Source organism: Parabacteroides faecis (assembly GCF_014647375.1).
GTDB classification, from domain to species: Bacteria; Bacteroidota; Bacteroidia; order Bacteroidales; family Tannerellaceae; genus Parabacteroides; species Parabacteroides faecis.
The window spans coordinates 436734-463145 of sequence record NZ_BMPB01000002.1 but is presented as its reverse complement, the minus strand read 5'-3'; the positions used below and the strand labels follow the sequence as shown (position 1 = coordinate 463145).

Here is a 26412-nt window from a genome sequence, read left to right as displayed (position 1 = left end):
TGTTAGCAAAGTTAATACTTTATTTGTTTGCTTTGCTGACACAGTTTAAATTACAGCCTCCGAGGGCGCCATAAATTTTTGACGCCCTCATAAATAACAGGATTGCTCCTATTCTGCTGTATATCCTTTCACTTTTGCTACCGCAAGAATGGACTCTGTAATCGCATTACCCAGATCATCTCCTTTGTTTTCTCCTTCCTTCTTCAGTTGTTCATCGATATAAATCTGACGTTTGATCGCCAATTCACTGATTTCTTTCTGGATCAGGGACCTCTCCTGCTCTTTCTGCGTGATGAAAGTTTTCAGTTCTTCCGGAGATTTACTTCGTAGTTCTTCCGGTAACTCTTCCTTTTTTATACGTGACAAAGCATCTTTATCCTCTTTTACCTTATCGACCAGATCCCAGGAGGTGTTTTTATAGATAGCCTTGGATTTACTGACTGCCCGTTCCGTATAATTGGCCGATGAAATAGATCCCGCATTTCTATCCTGAACAGTCTGATTCACTTTACGTTCTTTTCCGACTGCACCGTAACCGATATACGTATCGTTCAACTTGTCATTACATAAAATGATCTGCGGATCGAAAGGAGTTTTGATGGCTCTGACGGTCGCATTGGCATCAATATTGAAGAACTTTCCGTTTCCTCTTAATGCTGCATCCTGCCAGAAGTCACGTATTCCGATATCTTCACTACCACAATGGATCGTGTTGACAAAAATATCCTTTTCCAGTGCCTTGGCTATTGCCGTTTTATAGGAGATACTACCTTGGGTAAACTCTTCGTTTCCGGCGATATAGACCAACTTCATGTCCGCTTTGTCATTCCCCCATTCCAGTTCTTTCACGGCACGTTGGATAACCGTACCACAATATTCCTCACTTCCGCTGGTTGTCAGGGCAAACAATTCTTTCGAGATCAGATCGAGATCGACTGTCAGTGGAGTAATCCGGCGGATATAATCACCATCGTATTGCTTATAATTGCCATATTCGTACAACGCTATTTCAATATCCGGTGTTTCTCCTTTATATTTCAGCGTGGTGAGCGTGTTGACAATATTCCACAAGCGGGACTTCGCCTGTTCGATCAATCCCTGCATACTGCCCGAAGTATCTAACAGGATGGCCACTTGTATTTTTGTCTTTTTAGCAGTGACAGCACTTACGACCGGAGCACCGGCAGGTTCTGTCGACGTTTTCATGTTTCTTGCCTCCAACATACAGCCTATAGCAGCTGTTAATGTTGTAAATAAAATGCATAGTAGAACAATTCTTTTCATATTCGGAAATTTTTTAATAGGTTTATGGCTCAAAAATAAGATGTTAGAATTTAGGATTCCGGGAAGAATGGGTGAACCGGCGTTTTGAGTTGGTGAAATATAGGATATAAATGTTTTACATATGCTTACTTTACAATCTCAATCAAACATGCAATGAACAGACTGATCATATATCTGATAATATGGGTACTCGGCAACTTTTCTACGGCTACGATGGCGCAGGATTCGATACCTCCTGTACTGAAAAGAAGTGCGAAAAGTGCCGTCATGAAACTGTCTACTTCGCTGGAAAGCGGTAAATCGGATGATTTGGTGGCAAGCGATTATGAAGCATTGGCAAAGACACTGATCGAACAGGGCGAATATGAAAAAGCCGAGAATTACCTCCTCAATGCCAGGAAACTGTATGACAAACTGAAAGACAAAGAAAAGACAGCCCGTGTGGACCGGGAGATTGGTCGTATCCAGGAAACATTGGGAAAGATAGATGCTGCCATTCTCAGTTATGCAAGTGCTGCCCACTTATCACGGAATGAGGAGTTCAGGGAGTTGAATAACAATGATGTCAACCGATTAAAGAATTTCTCTGATCCAATGGCGCAATCCCCCTATATCAAGAGCAATATAAAATTATTGAACACATCCAACAGGCCGGAACAGCAGGAAGACCGCGTTGCCGCTTTCCATCAGATGGCAAATGTCAATCTGGTAATGAATAATAAGGAAGCCGCTATCAGCAACCTGAACAGTATATTGGATGAAGTGAAGGATAAACCGGTGGAAACGATTAAAGTACAACGGGAAATCGCTAAAGTATATGCTGCTGACAGCCAAAAAGTCAAGGCGATAGCCTCACTCCAGCAATCTTATGATATGGCATTGAAGGAAGGCCACACTATGGAAGCGAAGAAAAGTCTGGAGCAGTTGGTCGATCAGTACCGGAAAGAAAACCAATCACGGAAAGCATTGGATCTGTATGCTAACTTTATGGAACAGTTGGAGCCGTTGGTCAAATCGGACAGTACGTTGATCGATCAGAAATTCTTCCAGGCACATGAAGCACGGATCGCCCAACTGGAAAAGGAACGTATTCTGAAAGACGAACTGATCAAAAAGAAAAACACATTCAATTATGTATTGATAGGTTCGATCGTCTTGATCCTTATTTTTCTGGTATTCACCGTAAAAGCCTGGTACTCTATCCGGCGAAAGAATAAGAGAATCGCTCTTCAGTCGTTGCGTCGTGAGATGAACCCTCATTTCATCTTCAACAGCCTGAACAGTGTCAACCAGTTCATCGCCCAGAACAATGAGTTGGAGGCAAACAAATATCTTTCCTCCTATTCGCGTCTGATGCGAAATATACTGGAAAACTCCAATAAGGATTTTACCCCCCTCTCGACGGAGTTGGAACAACTAAAGGAATATCTGGATCTGGAACATATGCGTTTCAGCGATAAGTTTGTCTATAAGATAGATGTGGACGAATCACTCGACTCCGATCATATTGTTGTTCCCAATATGCTGATACAACCCCAGTTGGAAAATGCAATATGGCACGGCCTGCGCTACAAGGAGTCCGGCGGGTTACTGTACCTGTCCGTCAAGGCAGAAGGCAGCAGTCTTTGTGTCAAAATAGAAGATAATGGTATCGGCCTGAAAAAAAGTAACGAACTCAAAACACGTCATCAGAAAGAGCATCATTCGCGGGGACTTACCAATACCCGTGAACGTATAAAACTGTTGAATAGTTTGTATAATATGCATATTACGATCGAAATAACTGAAAAAGAAGACGACGGGAAAGATACCGGTGTGATTGTCCTGCTACGCTTCCCCCTTATTGTCTGATTATAGAACGTATTTTTATTATTCGATATATTTATTATTTTTTGCTCATAAAAATAATAACCAGTAAGTTTGTTGCTTAAATCATTTATTCGTTAAAACAGATAAACATGAATGACACTATTAGAAAAATGAAGCAAAAGAAAGTGCTTATACTCGCTCTTGCCTTTCCTTTGTTTTCACCATTATCCATGCTAGCCATACAAAAAGCCGACAATGTATGTATGGAAATACAGCAGGATAAAAAAATTGTCGGTGTGAAACAAATCAATCCTACAACAGTAGAAGTCTTGTTCTCCGACAATCAGAGAATAACCTATGATTTTTACGGGGAAAACATCTTCAGAATGTTCCAGGATGTCAATGGCGGAATCCTTCGTAATCCGGAAGCCAAACCGGAAGCACAGATCCTGGTTGATAACCCCAGAAAGAACATCTCTCCGCTGACGCTGAAAGAAGATAATAACACTATTTCTATCAGCACAAATAAAATGAGACTGGAACTGGATAAAAATACTTCCCTGCTGAAAGTGATCAATCTGGTCACAAATAAAGTGGCATTCGAAGAAGTAAAACCGGTTCTTTATGACAAAGGGAAAACAATCCTTACTTTGAAAGAAAATCCGGGTGAATACTTCTATGGCGGCGGTGTGCAAAACGGACGCTTCTCTCATAAAGGGAAAGCGATTGCCATTGAAAACCAGAACAGTTGGACGGATGGAGGTGTTGCCTCTCCTGCCCCTTATTACTGGTCGACCAACGGCTATGGTTTTATGTGGTACACATTCAAACCTGGTAAATATGATTTCGGTGCAACGGAAAAAGGAACCGTGATGCTGTCCCATGATACCGATTATCTGGATGCATTCTATATGGTCAGTGATGGTGCAGTATCTCTGTTGAACGATTTCTATCAACTGACGGGAAACCCGGTCTTATTGCCGAAGTTCGGTTTCTACCAGGGACATCTGAATGCCTATAACCGCGACTATTGGGTAGAAGATGAAAAAGGAATCCTTTTTGAAGACGGTAAACGTTATAAAGAAAGTCAGAAAGACAATGGCGGTATCAAAGAATCATTGAACGGGGAAAAGAACAATTACCAGTTCTCTGCCCGTGCCGTAATCGACCGCTATAAAAACCATGATATGCCGCTCGGATGGTTGTTGCCTAATGACGGTTACGGTGCCGGATACGGACAGACGGAGACTTTGGACGGAAATATACAGAACCTGAAAAACCTGGCTGATTATGCCCATAAGAACGGTGTGGAGATCGGACTCTGGACACAATCGGACTTGCATCCGAAGCCAGAAGTCAGTGCCCTGTTGCAACGTGATATCGTAAAAGAAGTGCGTGATGCCGGGGTTCGTGTCCTGAAAACAGACGTGGCATGGGTTGGTGCCGGTTATTCATTCGGCCTGAATGGTGTATCCGATGTAGGCCACATCATACCTTATTATGGAAATGATGCCCGTCCTTTTATCATCTCTTTGGATGGTTGGGCCGGAACGCAACGGTATGCCGGCATTTGGTCAGGCGACCAGACAGGCGGCCAGTGGGAATATATCCGTTTTCATATCCCGACATATATCGGTTCCGGATTGTCCGGACAACCGAATATCACTTCTGATATGGACGGTATCTTCGGCGGAAAGAACCTGGCGATGAACACCCGTGATTTCCAATGGAAGACATGGACACCGATGGAGTTGAATATGGACGGCTGGGGTGCGAATGAGAAATATCCGCACGCCCTTGGCGAACCGGCGACCTCTATTAACCGTTGGTATCTGAAAATGAAATCGGAGTTGATGCCTTATGCCTATAGCATCGCTAAAGAAGCGGTGGATGGCAAGCCGATGATCCGTGCGATGTTTCTGGAATATCCGAATCCTTATACCTATGGTAAAGCGACAGAATACCAGTTTATGTACGGCCCCTACTTTCTGGTCGCTCCTATCTATCAGGAAACACAGGCTGACGAAAAAGGAAATGATATTCGTGATGGTATCTACCTGCCGGAAGGTGCTTGGGTCGATTATTTCACCGGAGAGAAATATGCCGGTAATTGCGTGGTCAATAACTTCGCTTCCCCACTGTGGAAACTGCCGGTCTTTGTAAAAAGCGGTGCTATCATTCCGATGACAAATCCGAATAATAATGTAGCTGAGATCAATAAGAACCTGCGGATCTATGAAATCTATCCGGACGGTTACAGCTCATTTACGGAATATGACGATGATGGTATTACACAGGCTTATCTGAATGGTGAAGGCGTAACGACACAGATCGAAGCAGAAGTAGGCAATAAGAATAATGTAACTGTCACGATCCAGCCGTCTACCGGAGATTTTAAAGGTTTCGTGAAGGAAAAAGCGACAGAACTCCATTTCAACGTTTCCGAAATGCCGAAAAAGATCGCTGCTAAAATAGGTAAAGACAAAGTTAAACTGACAGAAGCCCGTTCAATGGACGAATATCTGAAAGGTGAAAACGTTTATTTTTACGATGCGGCTCCTAACCTGAATAAGTTTGCGACGAAAGGAAGCGACTTTGAAAAGGTAACGATCATCAAGAACCCACAGTTGCTGGTAAAATTAGCAGCAACGGATATTACGGAAAATATGACGACAGTTACTTTCGAAGGTTACAAATTCGATATGGGCAACAGCCATCGTGTTTCAACCGGAACGCTGACAGCACCTTCCGCACAGGTTACAGAAGAGAATACAGAAGCCTATACGTTGAAACCGACATGGAGCAAAGTGGCTGGCGCCGACTTCTATGAGATCGAATTCAATGATATGCTGTACACGACCATCAAGAATACGGAATTGTTGTTTGATGGACTAGATGCTGAAACAGATTATACATTCAAAATCCGTTCGGTTAACAAAGACGGTTATTCCGATTGGGCTTCTTTCAGCGTAAAAACAAAATCCAATCCGCTTGAATTTGCCATTAAAGGCATCCGTGGCGAAGTGACGGCGGAAGAACAGGGAGGCTTTGAAATATTCCGCCTGTTCGACTTTGCAGAACTTGGCGACATGTTCCATACGAAATATCGCAAGAACGCTATTCCGTTCGATATAATCATTGACCTGCGTACAGTCAACCAGTTGGATAAATTCCATTACCTGTCCCGTCAGGACGGTGGAAACGGTACCATGCTGAGAGGCTTCGTATCTTATAGTATGGACAAGGAAAACTGGACACCGGTCGATTCCTTCAAATTTGAACGTAACGGCGATATAAAGGTATTCGAATTCAAAGAAAAACCGAAAGCGCGCTACATCAAGCTGAATGTAACGGAAGGTGTCGGTAACTACGGTTCAGGGCGCGAATTATATGTATTCAAAGTTCCGGGAACAGAAAGCTATCTGCCGGGTGATATCAACAATGATAAGAAGATCGACAACAATGACCTTACTTCTTATATGAATTATACCGGTTTACGCAAAGGTGACAGTGATTTCGACTATGTAAGTGCCGGAGATATCAACCAGAACGGTTTGATCGACGCGTATGATATTTCCGTTGTCGCTACCCAACTGGATGGTGGCATCGAAGAACAGGGCACGGAAAAGGCAGCCGGTACGATCGAGATCAGCACTCCTAAACAGAGTTACAACAAAGACGAAATCGTTGAAGTAAAGGTGAAGGGTATAGACTTGAAAGCAGTCAATGGATTGAGCTTTGCTCTGCCTTACGACCAGCAAGATTACGAATTTGCAGGTATAGAGCCATTGAACCTGAAGGTCATGGAAAACCTGACTTACGACCGTCTGCATACAAGCGGCCAAAAAGCCTTGTATCCAACATTCGTGAATCTCGGCGATAAGGAAACACTGGAAGGAACAGCCGATTTATTCATCCTGAAGTTGAAAGCAAAACGTAAAGTCAAATTCAACCTGAAAGCCATCGACGGCATGCTGGTAGATAAAGACTTAAATATGTGTAAGTTCTAAGTAATCTTAGATAAAGCATCCCGATCCCTTGTTCCGGACATTTATGCCGGGGCAAGGGATTTTTTATGACCGATTATATTATCTTTGTCAGAGTGAAATCAGTTAAATTGTTGAATGACCAAGAGAACGCTGATATGGAAATGCTGCAAAAAATAAGAAGTGTGATCGTTGAAGACGAATCGGCTGCCCGTGAAGCGCTGAAAAATTATCTGGCGAAATATTGTCCGGCAGTCGAAGTGATCGGGGAAGCTCACGACTGTAAATCTGCCGTTCCCCTATTGCACGAACTGGAACCTCAATTAGTATTCCTTGATGTGGAAATGCCCTACGGTAATGCGTTCGATGTGCTGGAAGGTTGTAGGGATCTTTATTTTGAGACCATCTTTGTCACCGCATTTTCGGAGTATTCGCTTCGTGCGCTCAACCAGAGTGCTGCCTATTATCTGCTGAAACCTGTCAGCATCGAAGAACTGATACTAGCCGTAAACAAGGTACAACAACATATCATAAACAGAGAAATATTCAACCGCAACAAGATACTGGTCGAAAACCTACGGGAACCCAAACCAGAAAAACACCAGGTCATCCTCCCCACCCTTGAAGGATTTGAAGTAATCAGGATGGAAGATATCATCCGGTTACAGGGTAACGGGAATTTTACCGATATTTATTTAAAAGACAAAAGCAAGAAGATGGTTTGCCGCTTTCTGAAGCATTTCAGCGAAATACTCCCGTTCCCGTTTGTCCGTGTACATAAATCACATATCATCAATTTCCATTGTGTCAAATCTTATCATAAAAGTTCCGGGGGCTATGTTGTACTTGATGATGGTACAGAGATAGAAGTCTCTACCAGTTATAAAGATGATTTCCTTCGTTTGCTGAAATCTCAGTAATTAGCTGTTGCGATACTCCTGAGGCGTCATACCCGTATGCCGTTTGAAATACCGGTTAAAGAAAGACATATTATTGAATCCTAACGAGAATGCAATCTCTTTGATAGGGAGTTCCGTCGATTTGAGTTGCGCTTTGATATCCATCAGCACGATCGCCGTTATTATCTCCAAAGCTGTTTTTCCCGTTTCTTTCTTGATGGTCGAACAGAAATGTGAGACGGTCACACCGAGTTGTTCCGCATAAAAGGCGACATTGCGTTGTGTCGTATAATGCGACATGACTAATTTGATAAACTCACGGCACATCTCCTTGCTGCGTGTTCGTAACTGGTTTTTCCATTTCCCGTGATTCTTGTATAATTCTGCTGTTCCTTGTATGAAAATGGTGAATACGGATTTGATGATATCTTTATTCTCCAATGTACAGGGAAAAGAATAAGCATGGATCAAAGGCTTGAATAAATCCATATACAGTTGGGTAATGTCTGCCGACAAACTGATAACAGGTTCTTCCGCCAACATGGGAAGTAACCGGATCGTTGTTAAGATCAGGTTGTTATTATCCATAAATTCCTGTGAAAAGCAGGCATAAAAGAAATGGGTATCCGCCGATACCTCATTGATCTGCACAAAACAATCAGGTGTCAAGGTGACGAAATCATATTCTTTTATGTTATGTTCGGATAAATTGATGGTGACTTTAACAGAACCTTTAACACATAGAGCAAAAAGCGCAGCTTTCATTTTGCATGAAAAATGCACGTATCGATTCAGCATATCTCCGGATATATTGTCACCAGCAATAAAGTCCGCAGGAATGTCAAATATTTGTATGTTTGCCCCCATATTTCATCGATTTATGATTTTCAAAGATAGCATATTTGATTTTTCTACAATAATAATCGCAAAAACAGAACATAGAAACCCAATAATAGGAATTGACCATTCTATCCAAATCCGTGTACTTTGTAAACGATTAAACAAAGAAAGAAAAAATGAACCGAAAGAGTTCTCTTTTGTTTTAATACAAAGAGGACATGTATCACATCTAATAAATTATAATTATGGAACTAGAGAAGATCGGAGAAAATGCCGGAAAAATCTGGCATGTGTTGAATGAAGGAAGAGAACTGACAATACCAGAACTTAGCAGACGGATTGACCAAAGCCACGAAGATACGACAATAGCTATCGGCTGGCTAGCACGTGAAAACAAAATCTACATACAGCGCAAAAACGGGCAGATATATGTAAGTAACGGCGTTTTACAAGGTCTTTACTTCGGATAAAACAGGAACTCCGGAAAGTTAAATACGACTTTCCGGAGTTTTTTTATTCAGCCGATGTTGAAATAATTTCTTTTATTTATATAGGTCAGTGCCGCCCCGATCGCTGTCCGGTATTCTGCATAATCTGGTATGTGAAAACGCCCTCCGTACATATCTTCAAGACGGGGGAATATATCCTTGCACTGAGGTAGTTTGGTCAGATTCCCAATCAAAACAAAATCGTGTATATCACTATTTAAAGCAGCCAGGATCACCGACTGGCCGATACATTGCAGTACCATATAAATAATACCCAGCGCGACATCTTCCTGCGAAGCATTTGCATCTGCTTTGCCAAAGGTAGATGCTGTTGCGTCTAACGGTAAACCAGGCAAAGGTATATTACAGATATCTTTAATCTGCAGGTTTATATTCGTGATACTCCCTTTCAAAGCAAGTGTGACCACCTGATGGAAATCCTGCGTTTTCAATAATAGCCGGGATAATCCCAGCACTGTTCCTCCTCCGATACCGATTCCGCCGATATGCTCTATTTTCGTTCCGTCCACTTTTACGAAAGAAGTACCTGTCCCCATGCTGACAACAATCAGTTTATCCAGTTGTGTCATATACTGTGCTCCCAACCCATTTGCCAGAAACTCATCCGTTTTGGCTGTCGGCAAGCCATACAAAGGTTGGTTGATAGATGCACTTCCCACACCGGTAAGCATCACTTTCTCAATGGCAGAAAGTGGAATGTCGTTGTCATACAGATATTTTCCAAAAGCGCCGAACAAGGATGTTACCGGGTCGGTTGCCCTGACAAACATCGGATTCCTGATCTCCTTACCGTCTATGCCAACGATCTTGGTTGTGCTCCCTCCCACGTCTATACCAATTACTATACCCATAACTTTTTTGTTAATATCGGGATCAAAGATACGTCTTCTCATTGAAATTTAGTATCTTCACGGGAGAAACTTAAAAAAAGGAGGACCACATATGTTTGCAGAATTTAATTTCCAACAAATGATCAGTGCTTTTATTGTGCTTTTTGCAGTAATCGATATAATTGGCTCCATTCCTATCATTATAAATCTGAAGGAAAAAGGTAAAGATGTAAATGCTTTAAAGGCTACGATCATTTCTTTTGTCCTGATGATCGGCTTCTTTTATGCCGGAGATTTTCTGCTGAAACTTTTCCATGTGGATATAGAGTCATTTGCTGTAGCTGGTGCTTTTGTCATCTTCCTGTTGTCGCTGGAAATGATACTGGATATCGAGATATTTAAAAACAACGGACCGATCAAAGAAGCCACATTGGTACCCCTCGTATTCCCTTTGCTGGCAGGGGCAGGATCATTCACTACACTCCTTTCCTTAAGGGCCGAATATGCCAATATCAATATTGTAGTAGCTTTGATACTGAATATGTTGTGGGTATATTTCGTTGTCCGTATGACCAAACAAGTGGAACATCTGCTAGGGAAAGGCGGCATCTACATCATTCGTAAATTCTTTGGTATCATCCTGCTGGCTATCTCCGTCAGGTTGTTCACTGCTAACATAACTCTACTTATCGAGGCTTTGCACAATCAATAAAAGTAAATATCTATCCGTTTCACAAATAAAAGCAGGTAATTAATGACTTAATGTAAATACAATTTGTTAGTTTTGATCCGGTAATGATAAATTAAGTGATTATCCAGCAGTGAAAAATATAACAACAAGAATAAAAGAAATATACCCGGTTTCAGACGAGGCATTGGAGGCTCTTCTATCCTGTATGCGCGAAGAAATCTATCCTAAACATACAATCATTGTGCGTTCAGGCTCTGTTGATCATAATGTCTATTTTATTGAAGAAGGGATCACCCGCTCCTTTTTCCTGCATGATGGAACGGAAACAACCACCTGGTTCAGCGAGGAAGGCGATATAACTTTTGGAATGGGGTCTTTATACTATAATCAACCCTCGGCTGAAAGTGTGGAGACACTTGAACGGTGCAAAATCTATGTCATCCCCATTTCCCGTCTGAACGAATTATATGAAAATTACATCGATATCGCCAACTGGGGGCGTATCGTACACCAGCATGGATACAACAATCTGACCCATATCTTTGTGGATCGGTTACAACTATCCCCGAAAGAACGCTACGATCGTTTTATGAAATATTTTCCCCGGCTGATCAACCGTGTCAAACTGAAATATGTAGCGGCTTTTCTGGGAATATCCATTTACACGTTAAGCCGGATACGTTCTCAAAAGATATAACTGCATTTTTTGCCATAGAGCAAAAATTGAATTTAGTAGGAAACGTACTTTTGCCTTTTCAAACGGATAAGAAAATTGAAAAGGCTTTTTTATGCCGGATACTCACAAGTTGATAGATAAATTAGAAACTTATATTTTAATCTTATGGAAAACAAAACTCTTCCTAATGCAGGCAACCATATTGTCTGGCTGGATGTAATGCGATTCGTCGCGATGTTCACTGTCGTATGTTGTCACTGCGCCGATCCTTTTAATTTTTACACAGGAGAAATACCCGATAATATCGGAGAGATAAAATTCTGGGGAGCTGCCTACGGAGCATTTCTCCGTCCCTGTGTGCCTTTATTCGTAATGATCACCGGAGCATTGCTTCTGCCGGTAAAAGGAGAAGCCTCTGTTTTCTATAAAAAACGTATTCCACGTGTGTTATGGCCGTTTCTGATCTGGTCGGTTCTGTATAATCTGTTCCCTTGGTTTACTGGGGTGTTGGGACTTAACCCGGAAGTGATACTTGACTTTTTTCCCTACTCCGGTGAAGAAGCGACCCAGCAATCTTTGAGTGTATCGTTGAAGAACATCGCTGAAATACCACTCAATTTTTCCCTGCTGGATGTGCATATGTGGTATATTTATCTGTTGATCGGTTTGTATCTGTATCTGCCTATCTTTTCCGCCTGGGTTGAGAAAGCTTCCGACAAGGCCAAGCTCTGGTTCCTGGCAGCTTGGGGAATAACGACACTTCTTCCTTATTATTATGAATACGTATCGCCGTACTTATGGGGGACCTGTTCCTGGAACTCATACGGTATGTTATATTATTTTGCCGGTTTCAACGGTTATCTGATGCTAGGGCATTATCTGCGTAAACTAGAATGGTCTATCGGCAAAATACTGGCGATCGGTATCCCTATGTTCGTTATCGGTTATGCCGTTACATTCTTTGGATTCCGCCATGTAACCTCATTACCGGAATTCAGTGACGAATTATTGGAATTGTTCTTCACTTATAACTCGTTGAACGTCGTTATGATGACAGCTCCAATCTTTATGCTGGTCAAGAAAGTGAATATAAAGTCACTGACCATACAGAAAGCACTGGCAAACCTGACACTTTGCGGTTTCGGAGTTTATATGGTGCATTTTTTCTTCACCGGCCCAAGTGTGATCGTGATGCGTACGATCGGCATTCCGGTGTGTCTGCAAATCCCGTGTGCTGCGGTATTGGCATTCAGTGTTTCATGGGCAATTGTTTACCTTATCTACAAAGTAGCCGGTAAAAAGGCTAAATATATTGTAGGATAAATCTAATAAGAATCCTTATTTTTCAGCCCCGGACAAAAATCCGGGGCTTTTTGTTAAAAAAGTTAGTTCCCGGTGTAAATCAACGGTTATGATCACCACTTTACTTTTTTTTACCGGTTCAACAATTCAATTCCTATTTCAATTTCTTACCATCCGAAAAAGCACTACCTACCTTTTTACCCACTTCCAGGTAATCGTTATTGAATGGGTCGAATATAATGGGAGACACTTTGGATACATCCACTTTACCGTTTTCGTCAAGAACGCGATCATCTACGCTTACGTTTATTATTTCACCTCGCAAAATACAGGTCTCTGGGTTATAGTCCTTCAATTTACATTCCAGCACTACAGACAATTCGTCAATCAACGGTGCATCCACAAACTCCGAACGGGTAGCATGAAAACCTGCACGGGCAAATTTATCCGGAACTCTATTACCGGAAACAATACCTACATAATCACAGGCAACCACCTGCCCGACTTCTGCCATACTCACGGTAAAAGCTTTACGCTTCAGGATATTTGCTGTTGTTTTATGTCCCTCACTGATACAAATACTAATTTCATGCATCTCGCTGATACCACCCCAGGCGGCATTCATAGCATTGGGAGTACCATCTTCATCATAAGCAGCGATAATAAACACCGGCTGCGGATAAGTAAAGGGCTTTGCCCCAAAATTCTTTCTCATAATAATTTATTTTTAGTCCATTTCTTAATATCTTCCTTTGTCGCACCATTCAAAAGTCGGCCTTTCTGCCATTTCAGATCAGGATAGGTTTCCTGCAGCTCTTTTTCTGCATTAGAAATACTGCTGCTACCCGATGTTGCAAACGGAATAATCGTCTTGCCTGCAAAATCATTGCTCTCAATAAAAGTATTGATGATTCTCGGAGCAGAATTCCACCAAATAGGGAAACCTATATAAATGGTATCGTAATCTGCAAAATTCTCTGATTTGTTATTCAATGCAGGACGTGATTTGGTATCTGACATCTCTACACTGCTACGCGAGGATTTGTCATGCCAATCCAGGTCAGCAGCGACATATTCTTTTTCAGGTTGTATTTCATAGAGCGTTCCACCTGTAACTTCTACAATCAACTTAGCAGCTTTCTCCGTTGTTCCTGTTGCCGAAAAATAAGCGACCAATGTCTTATCACTCTGCGTCTGTGCATTTATGGGGATACATAACATCATGATCACTACCATAATCATACCTTTAACTTTCATTGTTGTCATATGTCATTCTTATTTTATTGTTATGACACAAAATTACAGAATAGTATCCAATATAAAAGTATATAAATCACTGATTATCTAACCCAAATTACTGATCGTAAACCGCCAGCAACAAGCACATGACTGGTCTGTTACATCCGGGAAACAACTAACCATTTCTGTAACGATTCTTTCATCGATTGCGCTGGCAAAGCCGGCATGTTCGATAAAACCGACCGGTGCACAAGGGTGATAAGGCATTCCTTTATCTTTTCGGGCTGATTGTACCCTGCAAACATTCACCCGGTAGATCAGGGACTCGCCCTCCCTGAAAAGATCCACAGAAGGATTAGCCAAAGCCGAAAACCGAATAGCTAACGCTTTCTCAAGTCCGTCGAGCCCCGGCTTTTCGGGAAGGTTCAGAAAGTTCTTAATTCTTAATGCCTCGGTACGGGTAAACCTCGTCCACGCTTGCTTATCATGCAACATAGCGTCATTCATTCCACATTCCGCTTCCACGGACTGAAACCACACTCCGTCAAGAGCATAAATATTCCTGGCATATATTCTTACCAAATCTTTCAATTCTTCTTTCGTCAATAGGTCAAGCTGATCTGTCATAATTTTTCAAACTAAAAATATGTTTCAATTAAATACTAATTCCGACACATCAAAAGTAGACAAAATTCAAATGAATATCATAAACAAGACGGGAAAACGGAACGAACAGCGAAGGCAGGAGATTATTTTGACCAATAAGCCGTTTGAAGTTTATCACATGACACTTCACGGAACAAGATTCTTAGTCCATTGCGGAAAGATTCGTTAATGAAAATAGCATCCGAAGGACAGTCTTTTTCACATTTACCGCACATGATACAATCCATTTCACCCGTTGGAAGTATAACTTTCTTATTTTCGTCTGTCGAAAAAACATTCAGCGGACAATTCTTTACACATTTGCCACAGGATATACAACTCGTTATATTCAATAAGACAATATTGCCAATCACTTTATTTAGACCATCCGTACGAAGATTCAACCCCTCAAAATCTGACGAAACAGCATATTTCTTTCTAAAGTTTGTCAACGGATGAGCTTTCTTTCTTATCCTCGCAGCAAACAATTTAGCCTTGAATAAGTCTTTATCATCCGGTCTGTTTTTATTATATCCATCCATGCCGACCCACGGACCGGTACGATCAAAACCGACACATGAAAATTCCCCTAAGAGAACACCCTCTTTTTCCTCAATCAAGGTTTTCAGCTTTTTATGATAACCTCCTAATATGGGCCTGCACCTAGTCGAAAAGATAAATACCTTTTGTCCTTTTATAGAGATATTTTTCATTAACGAAATGATCTCTTTATTATGCGATGCAAAATTAATCCCCGATCCGAAGCCTATCAGATCAAATGCGGATATATCGAACTGTGCAACCTCAATAGGGGTTAATACTGTTGCTTTCAGCTCTTCAGCCATTGCTTTCGCAACCTTCATCGTATTACCGAGATAAGTCGATGAAACTATGATAAGTGTTTTCATTATTTGATAGTTATTATTGTTTCCGGAGTTCCGGGAGGACCATGTACTCCCTTGTATTTAACAAATCGTCTGGTAGAACAATCGATATAATAGTCACTTCCAAAGAATTTTGCCAGCATACCTGTCAGGTGAATATTGATTCGTTGCTCCTGCGTTCCGTTATTATTTATGATCTCTTTTGCATCTGCCTGCATTTCATACAATTTTAGGTTGTCAGGACGGATGCACTCATATTTGAAATTTGATTTATCCTTCATGGAATAACCTAGATTGAAACCAATATTCTGATACCAGGGATAGCCTTTTGAAGTATATGTTTTCGAAAATGTTTTTGATTTGAAAGCTCCTGTCATCTTGTAAACACCATTTTCCAAGACAACTTTTATATCTGTATTTTCAGCAGGATTCGAGTATTCCCATGAAAGAGTTTTATAATTTAGAGTCATCACATAACTATGAATTTCATTTCCCTGAACTGTTTTCAGATAAATATGATTATCTTTTTTACTTTCAGTCCACCTGATAACCGATTTTTCGACACCACAAGAATAGTTATATTCTATCGTTTGGGAATAAGCCTGATAAGATAACAGGGCTAGTAATATGAATATTAATCTTTTCAATTCCACAATTTTATTTTTATCAATCATTGTCTGGCGACAAATATATCTTACCGAACGGTAACATACAAACTATACGATTGTATTATTATTTATTTTTCAGAAGCAGACAGGACGGACATTGCGATGTAATTTATGGAGGTTTGTGCGGTATGTTCGAAGATTTCAGTTAGGTGATTTCAGAAATGCCTGCAACAATATCTGTCCACGAAAATCTCTTTTCTTCATTACTCTTCCTCCATTTTATCCGGATTAATCAAAAAGATAAAGATAAACATTCATAACTTTCAAAATGTTCGATTTCTACCGATCAGGCTAACAGCCGTTTTCATTCAAACACATGTTCCAGAAGAATTGGCTAGATATACCTTTCAGAAGGCTGGAAGCTCTTTGGAGGCAGATCATTTTCGGTTGACAGATTGTAGAAGTTTTTACCTTATCTCTATCATCTATTCTAAAATCATTATGATGATTACATTATTCCCTACTAAAATGTACATTTTATCTCTTACTAGAATCCTTACGTCAGACCTTAACTTCCGCTGGAGCACAAAAAACAGTTCCTTACATCCTCTATATCCAAATAGAACCGGGAATTAAGGAGATAATTATCAGAATGACAATTTTCAATTTTGCGAATAACGATAATCGCTGGGTGCAACACCTGTTATTTTCTTGAATATAAGACTAAAATACTGCACATTCGGATAACCCAGTTGGCGAGCTATGATGGCAGGTGTGGCATCGGATTTCAGTAACATCCGTTTAGCAACCTCCAACCGTTTGAATTCGAAATACTGTTCCAGCGTCTTGCCCGTTTCAAATTTCAGCAGGTCGTTGAAATAGGATGCAGAAAGATTGAGTCTCTTCGCAAGATAGTCGGATGCAGGCAGTTTACCGTTTTGCAATCTGCCGGAGCTTATATAGTCATCGAGCAACTGCTCCATTTTTTCCAGAATGGTCTTATTCTTATTCTCACGGGTGATAAACTGACGTTCGTAATAACGGGCACAATAGTCCAGCAACAATTCGATGTGCCGGGAAAGGATAGTGCTGCTATGCATATCGATCGAATGATGCAGTTCTTCTTCTATATTCCAGAGACAGCAAGTGACTTTTTCCGTTTCACGCTGTGACAGGTGCAATGCCTCTTCCTTGCGATAGTGGAAGAATGTGTAATTCTCTATGTGGTTCTTCAGTGTGGTCTGAAACAGCAAGTCCGGATGAAACACCAGCAGGTAGCCTTTGCCGGGCAGGGTTTTCTCCTCACTCATACGGAAAATTTCACCGGGGGTAAGAAATACCATTGTTGCATTGGAATAATCATAGTATTTCCGCCCGCAACATGAACATTCGTCAGGGCAATTCTCTATCAGCAAGATAGCATAAAACTCAAACTTGACGGTATCCTGTTCCAACGACGGGTTCTCCAGATTGATAAGACTTACCTGTGGGTGCAACGTCTTGCAGGCCAGGCAACAGTTACAATCATATACGGTCTTAAAATCCAATGTATTTTTCTTTTCCATATCCTACTTACAGATTATTCAGTGTACAGTATTCGTATCTCGTTACAAAAATACGGGATACTTCCGTCACTTTTACAACCCAAATTACGGATTGTATAACCTTGTTTACGGATTACATAAACTTACATATTACGTCTGCATCATAAATCTGTAATTGGGGTTATAATATCTGTAATTTATCTACCAATGCCAGGTATAAATCCACCTAACTTTGCAACATCCAAAGAAGAGAATAAAAGAACAATTCTTGAATGGTAATTTGAAATAGTAGATGTTTGTATATAAATAAAATTGAAAAAACAATGTTAGGAAATTTCAGTTATTCCAATCCCACGAAACTGTATTTCGGAGATGATGCTCAGAAAAACCTGAGCGAGGAATTAAAGCATTACGGTACAAAAGTACTTCTGACGTATGGTAGCGGCTCCATCAAGACAAACGGCATTTACGACGAGGTAATATCCGCATTACGTACAGCAGGAAAAGAGGTTATAGAATTGTCCGGCGTCATGCCGAATCCCACGACGGAAAAACTGTATAAGGGGGCGAAAATAGCATGGGAGAATGATGTAGATTTGATCCTGGCCGTCGGAGGCGGATCGACGATCGACTATGCCAAGGCAATAAGTGTTTCAGCATGGTATGATGGTGATCCGTGGGAAAAATTCTATCTCAAACAGGAAGATCCCGACAGTAGTCAGCGTATCATTCCAGTGGGTTCCGTATTAACGATGGTAGGTACCGGTTCGGAAATGAACGGCGGTTCGGTCATCACCAACCATGAAACGAAACTCAAAATCGGCAAGGTATTCGGGGAAAGCGTCATACCGAAATTCTCCATACTCAATCCGCGCTATACGTTCTCCGTACCGCAACGGCAAATGGTGGCCGGATTCTTCGATATCATGAGCCACATCATGGAGCAGTATTTTTCCGGTGAAGACGATAACACTTCCGACTATCTGGCGGAAGGTCTGATGCGCTCGCTCATACACAGCAGCAGGATAGCGGTGAAGAATCCGCAAGACTATGAGGCACGTTCCAACATTATGTGGACCTCCACATGGGCTTTGAACACGCTTATCGGCAAAGGCAAGAGCCAGGACTGGATGGTGCATATGATAGGTCAGGCTATCGGGGCACATACCGATGCCACCCACGGCATGACTTTATCGGGTGTTTCCATAGCTTATTATCGCCATATCCTTCGATACGGATTGAATAAATTCGTTCGCTTTGCAACGGCGGTATGGGATATACCGGCAGCTGGCAAAACGGATGAACAGCTTGCACAGGAAGGTGTAAATGCCCTGCTGGACTGGATGAAAGAAATCGGTGTGGCTACGGAGATCACATCGCTAGGTGTCACCGAAGAAATGCTGGAAAGCATTGCCGATGCTACATTCATTATGAGCGGCGGTTTCAAGGTGCTTACGCGGGAGGATATTCTTTCTGTCTTGCATGAAAGCTTATAACGGTTAGAAATTATAAATAACATAAGAATATGGCAAGGAAAGTTTTGATTTTATCATCCAGCCCGCGTCGCGGAGGGAACTCCGATATGCTTTGTGATGAATTTATGCGTGGTGCAGTGGATAGTAACAATGAGGTGGAGAAAGTTTTTCTCCGGGATAAGACGATACATCCTTGCTTGGGGTGTAGTGTATGCAGCCAATACCAAAAACCGTGTCCGCAAAAAGACGATGCTGCCGAAATCATCGACAAAATGCTACGGGCAGATATTATTGTTATGGCTACTCCTGTTTATTTCTATGCGATGAGTGCACAGATGAAAATGCTGATAGACCGTTGCTGCGGACCTTATACGGAAATGAGAAACAAGGAGTTTTATTTCATAGCTACCGCAGCAGAGGATGATCCAGAAATAATGGAACGTATCGTAACTAACTTCAAGGGTTTCCTAGATTGTCTGGAAAATCCGACAATAAAAGGTTCTGTTTTCTGCGGAGGTGTATGGCATGTCGGAGAGATTAAGGGTAATCCTGCTCTGCAAGAGGCGTATGAGATGGGGAGAAGTATAGAGTGAAAACGATCGTAGGCAGTGCTCCTACAAACAGTTATATCCGGCACCATTCGGGAGGAAGATTGGATGATCTATGGCTCCGACTGCGTGGTGCTTTTGTTATTAGAACTTTCCTTTTATCAATACTGTTTTATAAAAACCAGTATTGATTTAAACACCAATTAAACAAATGAGAAAGTTAGTTTTAGCAACAATAGCAGGAATATCCGTTTTTTTATTTGCCTCCTGTGGTAATAAAAAGACAGAGAATAAAGTCAATTATCAAATAGAGAATGCCAAGGAATCAGTCGATGATGCTATGGATAAGGCATCTGACAAGATTAACGAAGGGACTGATAAAGTGAAAGATGCCTGGAAGGACACCAAAAAGAATGTCAAAGAAAACGCCCAAGAAGCGAAAGAGAATATCAAGGAAGGTTACGACAAAGCCAAAAAGGATATAAAAGAAAAACTGGATTGATTTCGTCGTTTATTTGTCTATATTGATTATTGTGTATATGTTTGCCACTAAATACATAATACTTATACGTCATGAAAAAGATCATCTTAGCGGCAATTCTCTGTTTCTGCTTTTCTATCCAGCAACAACATGCTTGTACCTCTATCATTATCTCAGGGAAAGCGACACCCGACGGGCACCCTTTGATGTGGAAACATCGTGATACCGGTGCCCCTTACAATCATATTGCCTATATTGACGAAGGTGGTTATCGTTTCCTGGGACTGGTGAACAGCGATGATCCGGACGGGGCTGTATGGACCGGCAGTAACGAAACAGGTTTCTCCATTATGAATACGGCTTCCTACAATCTAAAAGACGATGACGTAAAAGAAATGGACCATGAAGGACTACTGATGCGCCAGGCACTGAAAGTATGCAAAACCATACAAGACTTTGAGCACCTGCTCGATACCCTTCCCCGCCCTCTACGTGTAGAAGCCAACTTTGGTGTGATCGATGCTTATGGAGGCGCTGCCTATTATGAAACAAACAATAAACACTTCCATAAAAAAGATGTCAACGATACCTCTCTGGCCCCGGAAGGATATTTGATCTATACGAACTTTTCTTTTGAAGGCCGTACTGATGAAGGACTGGTATACATCCGTTATGATAACGCCCGAAAGATATTCAAACAAATGGAAAAGGAAGGATTTACCCCGGAACGCATCTTCCGGGAAGCCTCCCGTTCATTTTACAACAGCCTGCTTGACATAGACCTGAGAAATCCGGAGCAAAGTCCGAACAATCATTCCGGATGGTTTGTGGAACAGGATTTCATTCCACGAGCTGAAAGTACGGCTTCTATCGTAATACAAGGAGTAAAACCGGGTATGTCGGCAGAACACACCATCATGTGGACCGCATTAGGATATCCTCCTGTTTCGGTAGCCCTGCCGCTGTGGGTAAAAATGGGAAAAGACCAGCCCTCCCTGGTACAATACGATGCAGCCTTAAAGATTGCTCCTCTCTGTTATTATGCCTCCCGCCTGAAAGACAAAGTCTATGCGATCCATCGTGGCAACGGACAAAAATATCTCCACTGGCAACTTCTCTGGAATAATGAAATGACCGGTTATATCCAGCAACTACAGCCGGTGGAAACACAGATATTCAAGTTATTCGAAACAGCTTCATCCAGCCATGACACACTGGATACGGAGAAAACAAAGGATATCTATAAGCAAGCTGAATCAATCATTTCTGCCGCCTATAGGCAACTCGGGGCTTATTAAAGAAGTGTTATTTAGTCTTACCATAACCCGTAGATTCTGAAACTTATCCTTTATTTTTGTCGGAAAGAAGAAAATAAAAGATGAAAACGAAACTACGTTTTAAGATTATTGCTGCACTGATCTGTTTGTCACTGGCTGCATTATTGTTTTCACAGGGATACTGGTTGAAGGGACTCTACGATTCAACCTGGGAACAAGTAAATGGAAATATACAGGATGCCATGCGTATGGCTGACTACAAGGAGCTATTCATCCGTATGGATTCACTGAGCGAGAATAAAGGATCCGGAACAATCACCTCCGAGATTAAACTTTCGAAGGACAGCACTGATGAAATTTCCCGAAACGGATTAATGGATACATTTTCCGTAAAAGCAGATAAGAACCCCTTCAAATATAACGAAGCGGCTGAATCGCTCAACGAATACCTAGACTTGCTGACCTCACTGGAAGGCCAGATACAAGAAGCCTTACACGTAAAACTCGATTCATTGATGCCTATCGACTATGCCTTATATGATAGCCTACTTGTCATGGAACTCAAACAGTACGATATTTCTGTCCCCTATAAACTGGAAGTAATTCAGATGAAGGACAGCCTGCCCGAAACTATTATGACATTCCGGTCTATCGAGACATTCGACAATAAAGGATTACAATTTAGCTATCCGATCAAAAGCGTAGAACCGGAACTATATTACCAACTAACATTAAAAGCCCCCTCCCAACTGGTCTTCAAACAAATGGCAGGCATCCTCACTTCATCTCTTCTGCTGGTCATCCTGATTCTGATCGCTTTCATCTACCTACTTTATACGATCCTCAGACAAAAGACGATCGAAGAGTTGAAAGCGGATTTTACCAACAATATGACACATGAACTAAAAACCCCGATATCCGTCGCCTATGCTGCGAACGATGTTTTACTCAACTACGACACCCATGTCAGCGAGAAACAGAAGAAATACCTGGGTATCGTCCGGGAACAACTCACGCAGTTAAGCGGCCTGGTCGAACAGATACTCACCCTCTCTGTGGAGAACCGCAATACCTTCCGGCTGAAACAGGAATCGATCCGCGTAGCTGACATGATCGCCCCGCTCATTGAACAACACAAGCTGAAAGCAGGAAAACAGGTCGATATCACAACAAATATACCAGAGAACATTGCAGTATTTGCCGACCGTACGCATTTCTATAATATATTGGGTAACCTGATCGACAATGCGGTAAAATATTCCGGCGATAAACCTGCAGAAATATCTGTCAGTGCGGAGATGCTGCCGAACGAGATCCGCGTATCTGTTACGGACAACGGTATCGGCATCAGCGATACGAATCTGCAACACATATTCGATAAGTTTTACCGGGTCCCCAGCGGCAACCTGCACAATGTAAAAGGTTTCGGACTAGGGCTATATTACGTAAAAGACATGATGTCGAAACATGGGGGATCAGTGACCGTCAAGAGTCAACCGGGAAAAGGCACGACATTCACCCTCCATTTCAAAAACTAAAAAAGATAAAACTATGGCAAAGATAAAAGTATTATTAGTAGAAGACGAACCGACACTGGCAATGATCATCAAGGATACGCTGGATGGTGAGGAGTTCGATATTGTACTGGCTGCCGACGGCGAAGAAGGGCTGGCGCTTTACAAAGAAATCAAACCGGATATTATCGTGACCGACATCATGATGCCTAAAATAGACGGCTTTACCCTGATACGGCATATCCGCAAAACAGACAGCCAGATACCTGTCCTCTTCCTCTCCGCCCGTTCTGCCGCCAACGATGTTGTCGAAGGTTTCGAGCTGGGCGGCAACGACTACCTGAAAAAGCCTTTCGGCATGGCAGAACTGATCGTCCGTATCAAAGCCCTGCTGAATAAGATCACAGTGCGCAAGGAAGAAAAAACAACCTTCAACCTCGGTCAATATACATTCGATGCAGTTACGCAAACATTATTATATTGCGGCGAGAAACAACTCCTGAGCAACCGCGAATCGGAAATACTTAAACGGCTTTGCGAAAACAAAGACCATGTATTGCCGATGAAAGACGTACTGCTCGACCTGTGGGGAGACGACTCTTTCTTCAATGCCCGCAGCCTGCACGTCTTCATTACCAAACTGCGACATAAACTATCGAAAGACGACTCGATAAAAATCCTGAATGTCCGTGGAATAGGCTATAAACTGATCATTGATTGAATCACCTTATAAACGATCCGTATGCAGACTAAACTATTTCTATCCATACTATTTGCCTGTTTCAGCCTTTTTCTGACGGCTAATAACGACCGGTATGTCATAGAAGCACACATCGGCGGAGTGAAAGATGGCACGGTATTCTTCCTCAAACAGTTCGACAACCAGCGCATCATCAACTCCATGAGGATCGAAAAAGGAAAATTCCAGATGAAAGGGACACTGGCCGACGTACCCCAACACTTATGGCTATGCACAACTATAGACGACGAGTTCCATTACTGCGACCTACTCATCGACAAAGATACATTATACGTGGAAGGCCACCTCTCCGACTTTCCTAACGGACTGCATTTCAACGGAGCTGCCACACACATGGGATATGCCGTTTACCTGGAAGAGACGCACGACCTCAATCAAAGGATCGACAGCCTGAATGCCGTCTCGATGGCCCAACACGAACTAGGTGCTATCGGTAAAAAACGTTCCGACGGCAAAGAAAAAAAGAAGCCCGCCTTCCTCCAATCCCTGAGCAATCTGAATGCCCAACCGGTACGGGGAAGCCAGGAACTGGATGCAGATATCGAACTGCATGCCGCCCAGCAGAAAAGAGATTCGATCCGAATTGCTTTCATCGGAGATAATATGGATAAATATGCAGGCCAGTTCCTTCTGACCCGCATCATGAAAAAGCTGTCGCCCGATTCACTCAGGCAGTTCTATCGCCTGATCCCAGTGGAAATGAAGAAAACAAAATTTGCCCGCCTGATCAGTAGCCAGATCAACCCTTATGCCGATAATTGCATCCGGCAGGCAGACAACCTGCTCTCTCTTAGCGGTACCCCGATTAATATGTACAAATATACCGAAGAGGCTTACAGACTCTATGAACAGGGCGTACGGCTGGACCCGGAACGTACCGACGGATACATTGCACTGGCAACCATGTACGAACGGTTGCTTCCTTTGAAAGGGAACGGGGCATACGATATCTCTATCTCCTACCTCAATAAATTCATTGAAAGCGATGTCAGGGAAGAAGACCGGAATGAAGCCCGGAAACGGATGAAAGAGATTGAATTTCGAAAATGGTTATCAACCAACATCAATCCGGAGATGATCGAAGTGAAAGGAAGTACTTTTAAGATGGGCTCGACCTATAAAGAAGATAACAATCCGGTTCATGAGGTAAAAGTAAACAGTTTCTCCATCAGCAAATATGAAATAACCAATTTTCAGTTTGCACAGTTTCTGAAAATATACGAAAGCGATGTAATCAAAGAAGGTTCTGACATCGGACAACCTTTATATTTTGAATGTAACTGGGGAATCCAAAACGGAAAACCGGTCCCCGGCTACGAAGCCAACCCTGCCATTTACATCACTTGGTATGGAGCTAATGCTTATTGCCAATGGGCAGGCGGACGTTTACCCACAGAGGAAGAATGGGAATATGCTGCTCGCGGCGGCATGTATGGCAAACGGGACCATTTATATAGCGGCGGTATGGAACTCGACAGCCTCGGATGGTATGCCGGAAACTCGGAAGGCAAACCGCACCCTGTCGGTATGAAGAAACCGAACGAACTGGGAATCCATGATATGAGCGGGAATGTATGGGAATGGTGTTCCGATACATTTGAAAAAGACGGCAAACTATATGCAGTCGTACGCGGCGGCACCTGGTTCAACGAACGGGCAACCTGCCGGCCTACCTGTCATTACTATATCTACCCGGGAAGTAAACACTTCAACAACGGATTCAGGTTGGTAAAAGATATCCCCCTAAATCCGTAAACCAGTCGAATGTACGTCGGCAATCAGCTAAGTTTTCGTAATGCCTGTGCCAACTGATCCGGGCAGGACGTTCCCCGTTCGTGGCAGTCGATACCTTCCAGGCGCTGTATAGCTTCGGGTACTGCCATACCGATCAATAATTTGCTCAGTCCCTGTGTATTACCCTGGCAACCGCCCACGATCTGTACCCCGGTAATAATGTTATCTTCAGCATCTACAATCATCATTTTTGAACATACTCCCCCAACCGGAGTATAAGCGACACGTTGTTTATTCATCTCCTTTTTACTCTTTTTATATTACGGGCGACAAAGGTAACAATAAACTGTGTTATTTAATATGAATAGCTCATAATCTCGAATTGTATTACTCTTCGCGAATATAATACTCAGACAGAATATCCCGCACTTTTTCCGGAGTAATTCTACCGTACACCTTACCTCCTATTGTAACTACAGGTGCCAGTCCACAGGCCCCCACACAACGCAGGCAATCTAAAGAGAATAATCCGTCTAACGTAGTCTCTCCTACTTTAATTTCAAGCTGACGCTGGAATTCATCCAGCACCTTTTCTGCTCCGCGCACATAGCAGGCGGTTCCCAAACAAACGGAGATCGGGTATTTTCCTTTCGGCGTCATGGTAAAGAAAGAATAGAAAGTAACTACACCATATACTCGGGATACCGGGATATGCAACTCGGACGCTACTATTTCCTGTACTTCTCGAGGAAGATAACCGAATATTTCCTGTGCTGCATGTAAAATGTTGATCAGTTCACCGGAGTCATTATCATGCTCTTTACATACGGCCTGCAACTCTTTTATCTTTGATTGGGGCAAATGTATCTTTTCCATG

Annotated in this window: 25 protein-coding genes; 14 read left to right on the top strand and 11 right to left on the bottom strand. The window is 42.2% G+C overall.

Features of this window, described 5'->3' with window-relative positions; all coding sequences use genetic code 11:
* Positions 1-108: 108 nt before the first annotated feature.
* Positions 109-1284: a vWA domain-containing protein gene (locus tag IEY67_RS04470; protein WP_183669980.1), complete on the bottom strand. Its 1176-nt coding sequence runs from the start codon at positions 1282-1284 to the stop codon at positions 109-111.
* Between the two features lie 153 nt (positions 1285-1437).
* Between IEY67_RS04470 and IEY67_RS04465 the strand changes: the two genes are divergently transcribed.
* The 3 genes from IEY67_RS04465 to IEY67_RS04455 all read left to right on the top strand — a co-directional run bounded on the left by IEY67_RS04465 (position 1438) and on the right by IEY67_RS04455 (position 7999).
* Positions 1438-3135, top strand: a complete 1698-nt coding sequence (locus IEY67_RS04465) for a tetratricopeptide repeat-containing sensor histidine kinase (protein ID WP_183669978.1) — start codon at positions 1438-1440, stop codon at positions 3133-3135.
* A gap of 107 nt (positions 3136-3242) precedes the next feature.
* Positions 3243-7103 (top strand): TIM-barrel domain-containing protein, encoded by a 3861-nt coding sequence (locus IEY67_RS04460; RefSeq protein ID WP_183669976.1) that lies wholly within the window; start codon positions 3243-3245, stop codon positions 7101-7103.
* Positions 7104-7237: 134 nt separating this feature from the next.
* Complete coding sequence (locus IEY67_RS04455) at positions 7238-7999, top strand: LytR/AlgR family response regulator transcription factor (protein WP_122373469.1); 762 nt, start codon at positions 7238-7240, stop codon at positions 7997-7999.
* Here IEY67_RS04455 and IEY67_RS04450 read toward each other — a convergent pair whose 3' ends face one another.
* Positions 8000-8845, bottom strand: coding sequence for a helix-turn-helix domain-containing protein (locus IEY67_RS04450; protein WP_122373085.1), 846 nt, complete (start codon positions 8843-8845; stop codon positions 8000-8002).
* 218 nt (positions 8846-9063) lie between these two features.
* On the opposite strand from IEY67_RS04450, the gene IEY67_RS04445 reads away from it, so the two are divergent.
* On the top strand, positions 9064-9288 hold the full coding sequence (locus IEY67_RS04445) for a winged helix-turn-helix domain-containing protein (protein ID WP_122352829.1): 225 nt from the start codon (positions 9064-9066) through the stop codon (positions 9286-9288).
* 47 nt (positions 9289-9335) lie between these two features.
* Here IEY67_RS04445 and coaW read toward each other — a convergent pair whose 3' ends face one another.
* Positions 9336-10178 (bottom strand): type II pantothenate kinase, encoded by an 843-nt coding sequence (gene coaW, locus IEY67_RS04440; RefSeq protein WP_122373084.1) that lies wholly within the window; start codon positions 10176-10178, stop codon positions 9336-9338.
* Positions 10179-10269: 91 nt separating this feature from the next.
* Between coaW and IEY67_RS04435 the strand changes: the two genes are divergently transcribed.
* From IEY67_RS04435 to IEY67_RS04425, 3 genes are all read left to right on the top strand, one after another.
* Complete coding sequence (locus IEY67_RS04435; protein ID WP_122352827.1) at positions 10270-10869, top strand: MarC family protein; 600 nt, start codon at positions 10270-10272, stop codon at positions 10867-10869.
* Between the two features lie 109 nt (positions 10870-10978).
* Positions 10979-11545 carry a Crp/Fnr family transcriptional regulator gene (locus IEY67_RS04430; protein ID WP_122373083.1) on the top strand — a complete coding sequence of 189 codons (567 nt, stop codon included), beginning with the start codon at positions 10979-10981 and terminating at the stop codon, positions 11543-11545.
* 144 nt (positions 11546-11689) lie between these two features.
* Positions 11690-12847, top strand: coding sequence for an acyltransferase (locus tag IEY67_RS04425; protein ID WP_183669973.1), 1158 nt, complete (start codon positions 11690-11692; stop codon positions 12845-12847).
* A 133-nt stretch (positions 12848-12980) separates the two neighbouring features.
* Here the strand turns inward: IEY67_RS04425 and IEY67_RS04420 are convergent, their stop codons facing one another.
* The 6 genes from IEY67_RS04420 to IEY67_RS04395 all read right to left on the bottom strand — a co-directional run bounded on the left by IEY67_RS04420 (position 12981) and on the right by IEY67_RS04395 (position 17767).
* A complete protein-coding gene (locus IEY67_RS04420; protein WP_122373081.1) occupies positions 12981-13541 on the bottom strand; it encodes a flavin reductase family protein in 561 nt (186 codons plus the stop codon).
* Complete coding sequence (locus tag IEY67_RS04415; protein WP_122373468.1) at positions 13538-14083, bottom strand: flavodoxin; 546 nt, start codon at positions 14081-14083, stop codon at positions 13538-13540. The genes IEY67_RS04420 and IEY67_RS04415 overlap by 4 nt, the downstream gene beginning before the upstream one ends.
* Positions 14084-14170: 87 nt before the next feature.
* Positions 14171-14692: a DUF6125 family protein gene (locus tag IEY67_RS04410; RefSeq protein ID WP_122373080.1), complete on the bottom strand. Its 522-nt coding sequence runs from the start codon at positions 14690-14692 to the stop codon at positions 14171-14173.
* Positions 14693-14814: 122 nt separating this feature from the next.
* The gene (locus tag IEY67_RS04405; RefSeq protein ID WP_122373079.1) at positions 14815-15618 is read right to left on the bottom strand and encodes a 4Fe-4S dicluster domain-containing protein; all 804 of its coding nucleotides are present in this window, start codon (positions 15616-15618) and stop codon (positions 14815-14817) included.
* Positions 15618-16241 carry a hypothetical protein gene (locus tag IEY67_RS04400; protein ID WP_147382507.1) on the bottom strand — a complete coding sequence of 208 codons (624 nt, stop codon included), beginning with the start codon at positions 16239-16241 and terminating at the stop codon, positions 15618-15620. Before IEY67_RS04400 ends, IEY67_RS04405 begins: the two co-directional genes overlap by 1 nt.
* Positions 16242-16864: 623 nt before the next feature.
* Positions 16865-17767, bottom strand: coding sequence for a helix-turn-helix domain-containing protein (locus IEY67_RS04395; protein ID WP_183669971.1), 903 nt, complete (start codon positions 17765-17767; stop codon positions 16865-16867).
* A 302-nt stretch (positions 17768-18069) separates the two neighbouring features.
* Between IEY67_RS04395 and IEY67_RS04390 the strand changes: the two genes are divergently transcribed.
* The 7 genes from IEY67_RS04390 (at position 18070) to IEY67_RS04360 (ending at position 25556) form a co-directional block, all read left to right on the top strand.
* Positions 18070-19242: an iron-containing alcohol dehydrogenase gene (locus IEY67_RS04390; protein ID WP_122373076.1), complete on the top strand. Its 1173-nt coding sequence runs from the start codon at positions 18070-18072 to the stop codon at positions 19240-19242.
* 29 nt (positions 19243-19271) lie between these two features.
* Positions 19272-19814 (top strand): flavodoxin family protein, encoded by a 543-nt coding sequence (locus IEY67_RS04385; RefSeq protein WP_122373075.1) that lies wholly within the window; start codon positions 19272-19274, stop codon positions 19812-19814.
* Positions 19815-19980: 166 nt separating this feature from the next.
* A complete protein-coding gene (locus IEY67_RS04380; protein ID WP_122373074.1) occupies positions 19981-20271 on the top strand; it encodes a YtxH domain-containing protein in 291 nt (96 codons plus the stop codon).
* Positions 20272-20342: 71 nt separating this feature from the next.
* Positions 20343-21548: a C45 family peptidase gene (locus IEY67_RS04375; protein WP_183669970.1), complete on the top strand. Its 1206-nt coding sequence runs from the start codon at positions 20343-20345 to the stop codon at positions 21546-21548.
* Positions 21549-21628: 80 nt separating this feature from the next.
* Positions 21629-23065, top strand: a complete 1437-nt coding sequence (locus IEY67_RS04370) for a sensor histidine kinase (protein ID WP_122373072.1) — start codon at positions 21629-21631, stop codon at positions 23063-23065.
* A gap of 13 nt (positions 23066-23078) precedes the next feature.
* Positions 23079-23762 (top strand): response regulator transcription factor, encoded by a 684-nt coding sequence (locus tag IEY67_RS04365; RefSeq protein WP_075557622.1) that lies wholly within the window; start codon positions 23079-23081, stop codon positions 23760-23762.
* Positions 23763-23783: 21 nt separating this feature from the next.
* Positions 23784-25556: an SUMF1/EgtB/PvdO family nonheme iron enzyme gene (locus IEY67_RS04360; protein ID WP_183669969.1), complete on the top strand. Its 1773-nt coding sequence runs from the start codon at positions 23784-23786 to the stop codon at positions 25554-25556.
* Between the two features lie 23 nt (positions 25557-25579).
* Here the strand turns inward: IEY67_RS04360 and IEY67_RS04355 are convergent, their stop codons facing one another.
* Positions 25580-25834 carry a TIGR03905 family TSCPD domain-containing protein gene (locus IEY67_RS04355; RefSeq protein ID WP_183669963.1) on the bottom strand — a complete coding sequence of 85 codons (255 nt, stop codon included), beginning with the start codon at positions 25832-25834 and terminating at the stop codon, positions 25580-25582.
* An 88-nt stretch (positions 25835-25922) separates the two neighbouring features.
* Positions 25923-26411: an NADH-quinone oxidoreductase subunit NuoE family protein gene (locus IEY67_RS04350; protein ID WP_122373070.1), complete on the bottom strand. Its 489-nt coding sequence runs from the start codon at positions 26409-26411 to the stop codon at positions 25923-25925.
* Position 26412 lies beyond the last annotated feature (1 nt).

Excerpts from the sequence above, each read along its gene's own strand:
- IEY67_RS04435 (WP_122352827.1), top strand. The coding sequence starts at position 10,270 with ATGTTTGCAGAATTTAATTTCCAACAAATGATCAGTGCTTTTATTGTG.
- IEY67_RS04460 (WP_183669976.1), top strand. The coding sequence starts at position 3,243 with ATGAATGACACTATTAGAAAAATGAAGCAAAAGAAAGTGCTTATACTC.
- IEY67_RS04420 (WP_122373081.1), bottom strand. The coding sequence starts at position 13,541 with ATGAGAAAGAATTTTGGGGCAAAGCCCTTTACTTATCCGCAGCCGGTG.
- IEY67_RS04465 (WP_183669978.1), top strand. The coding sequence starts at position 1,438 with ATGAACAGACTGATCATATATCTGATAATATGGGTACTCGGCAACTTT.
- IEY67_RS04405 (WP_122373079.1), bottom strand. The coding sequence starts at position 15,618 with ATGAAAACACTTATCATAGTTTCATCGACTTATCTCGGTAATACGATG.
- IEY67_RS04410 (WP_122373080.1), bottom strand. The coding sequence starts at position 14,692 with ATGACAGATCAGCTTGACCTATTGACGAAAGAAGAATTGAAAGATTTG.
- IEY67_RS04425 (WP_183669973.1), top strand. The coding sequence starts at position 11,690 with ATGGAAAACAAAACTCTTCCTAATGCAGGCAACCATATTGTCTGGCTG.
- IEY67_RS04365 (WP_075557622.1), top strand. The coding sequence starts at position 23,079 with ATGGCAAAGATAAAAGTATTATTAGTAGAAGACGAACCGACACTGGCA.
- IEY67_RS04455 (WP_122373469.1), top strand. The coding sequence starts at position 7,238 with ATGGAAATGCTGCAAAAAATAAGAAGTGTGATCGTTGAAGACGAATCG.
- IEY67_RS04445 (WP_122352829.1), top strand. The coding sequence starts at position 9,064 with ATGGAACTAGAGAAGATCGGAGAAAATGCCGGAAAAATCTGGCATGTG.
- IEY67_RS04395 (WP_183669971.1), bottom strand. The coding sequence starts at position 17,767 with ATGGAAAAGAAAAATACATTGGATTTTAAGACCGTATATGATTGTAAC.
- IEY67_RS04415 (WP_122373468.1), bottom strand. The coding sequence starts at position 14,083 with ATGAAAGTTAAAGGTATGATTATGGTAGTGATCATGATGTTATGTATC.
- IEY67_RS04450 (WP_122373085.1), bottom strand. The coding sequence starts at position 8,845 with ATGGGGGCAAACATACAAATATTTGACATTCCTGCGGACTTTATTGCT.
- IEY67_RS04375 (WP_183669970.1), top strand. The coding sequence starts at position 20,343 with ATGAAAAAGATCATCTTAGCGGCAATTCTCTGTTTCTGCTTTTCTATC.
- IEY67_RS04390 (WP_122373076.1), top strand. The coding sequence starts at position 18,070 with ATGTTAGGAAATTTCAGTTATTCCAATCCCACGAAACTGTATTTCGGA.
- IEY67_RS04470 (WP_183669980.1), bottom strand. The coding sequence starts at position 1,284 with ATGAAAAGAATTGTTCTACTATGCATTTTATTTACAACATTAACAGCT.
- IEY67_RS04370 (WP_122373072.1), top strand. The coding sequence starts at position 21,629 with ATGAAAACGAAACTACGTTTTAAGATTATTGCTGCACTGATCTGTTTG.
- IEY67_RS04355 (WP_183669963.1), bottom strand. The coding sequence starts at position 25,834 with ATGAATAAACAACGTGTCGCTTATACTCCGGTTGGGGGAGTATGTTCA.
- coaW (WP_122373084.1), bottom strand. The coding sequence starts at position 10,178 with ATGGGTATAGTAATTGGTATAGACGTGGGAGGGAGCACAACCAAGATC.
- IEY67_RS04385 (WP_122373075.1), top strand. The coding sequence starts at position 19,272 with ATGGCAAGGAAAGTTTTGATTTTATCATCCAGCCCGCGTCGCGGAGGG.
- IEY67_RS04350 (WP_122373070.1), bottom strand. The coding sequence starts at position 26,411 with ATGGAAAAGATACATTTGCCCCAATCAAAGATAAAAGAGTTGCAGGCC.
- IEY67_RS04380 (WP_122373074.1), top strand. The coding sequence starts at position 19,981 with ATGAGAAAGTTAGTTTTAGCAACAATAGCAGGAATATCCGTTTTTTTA.
- IEY67_RS04360 (WP_183669969.1), top strand. The coding sequence starts at position 23,784 with ATGCAGACTAAACTATTTCTATCCATACTATTTGCCTGTTTCAGCCTT.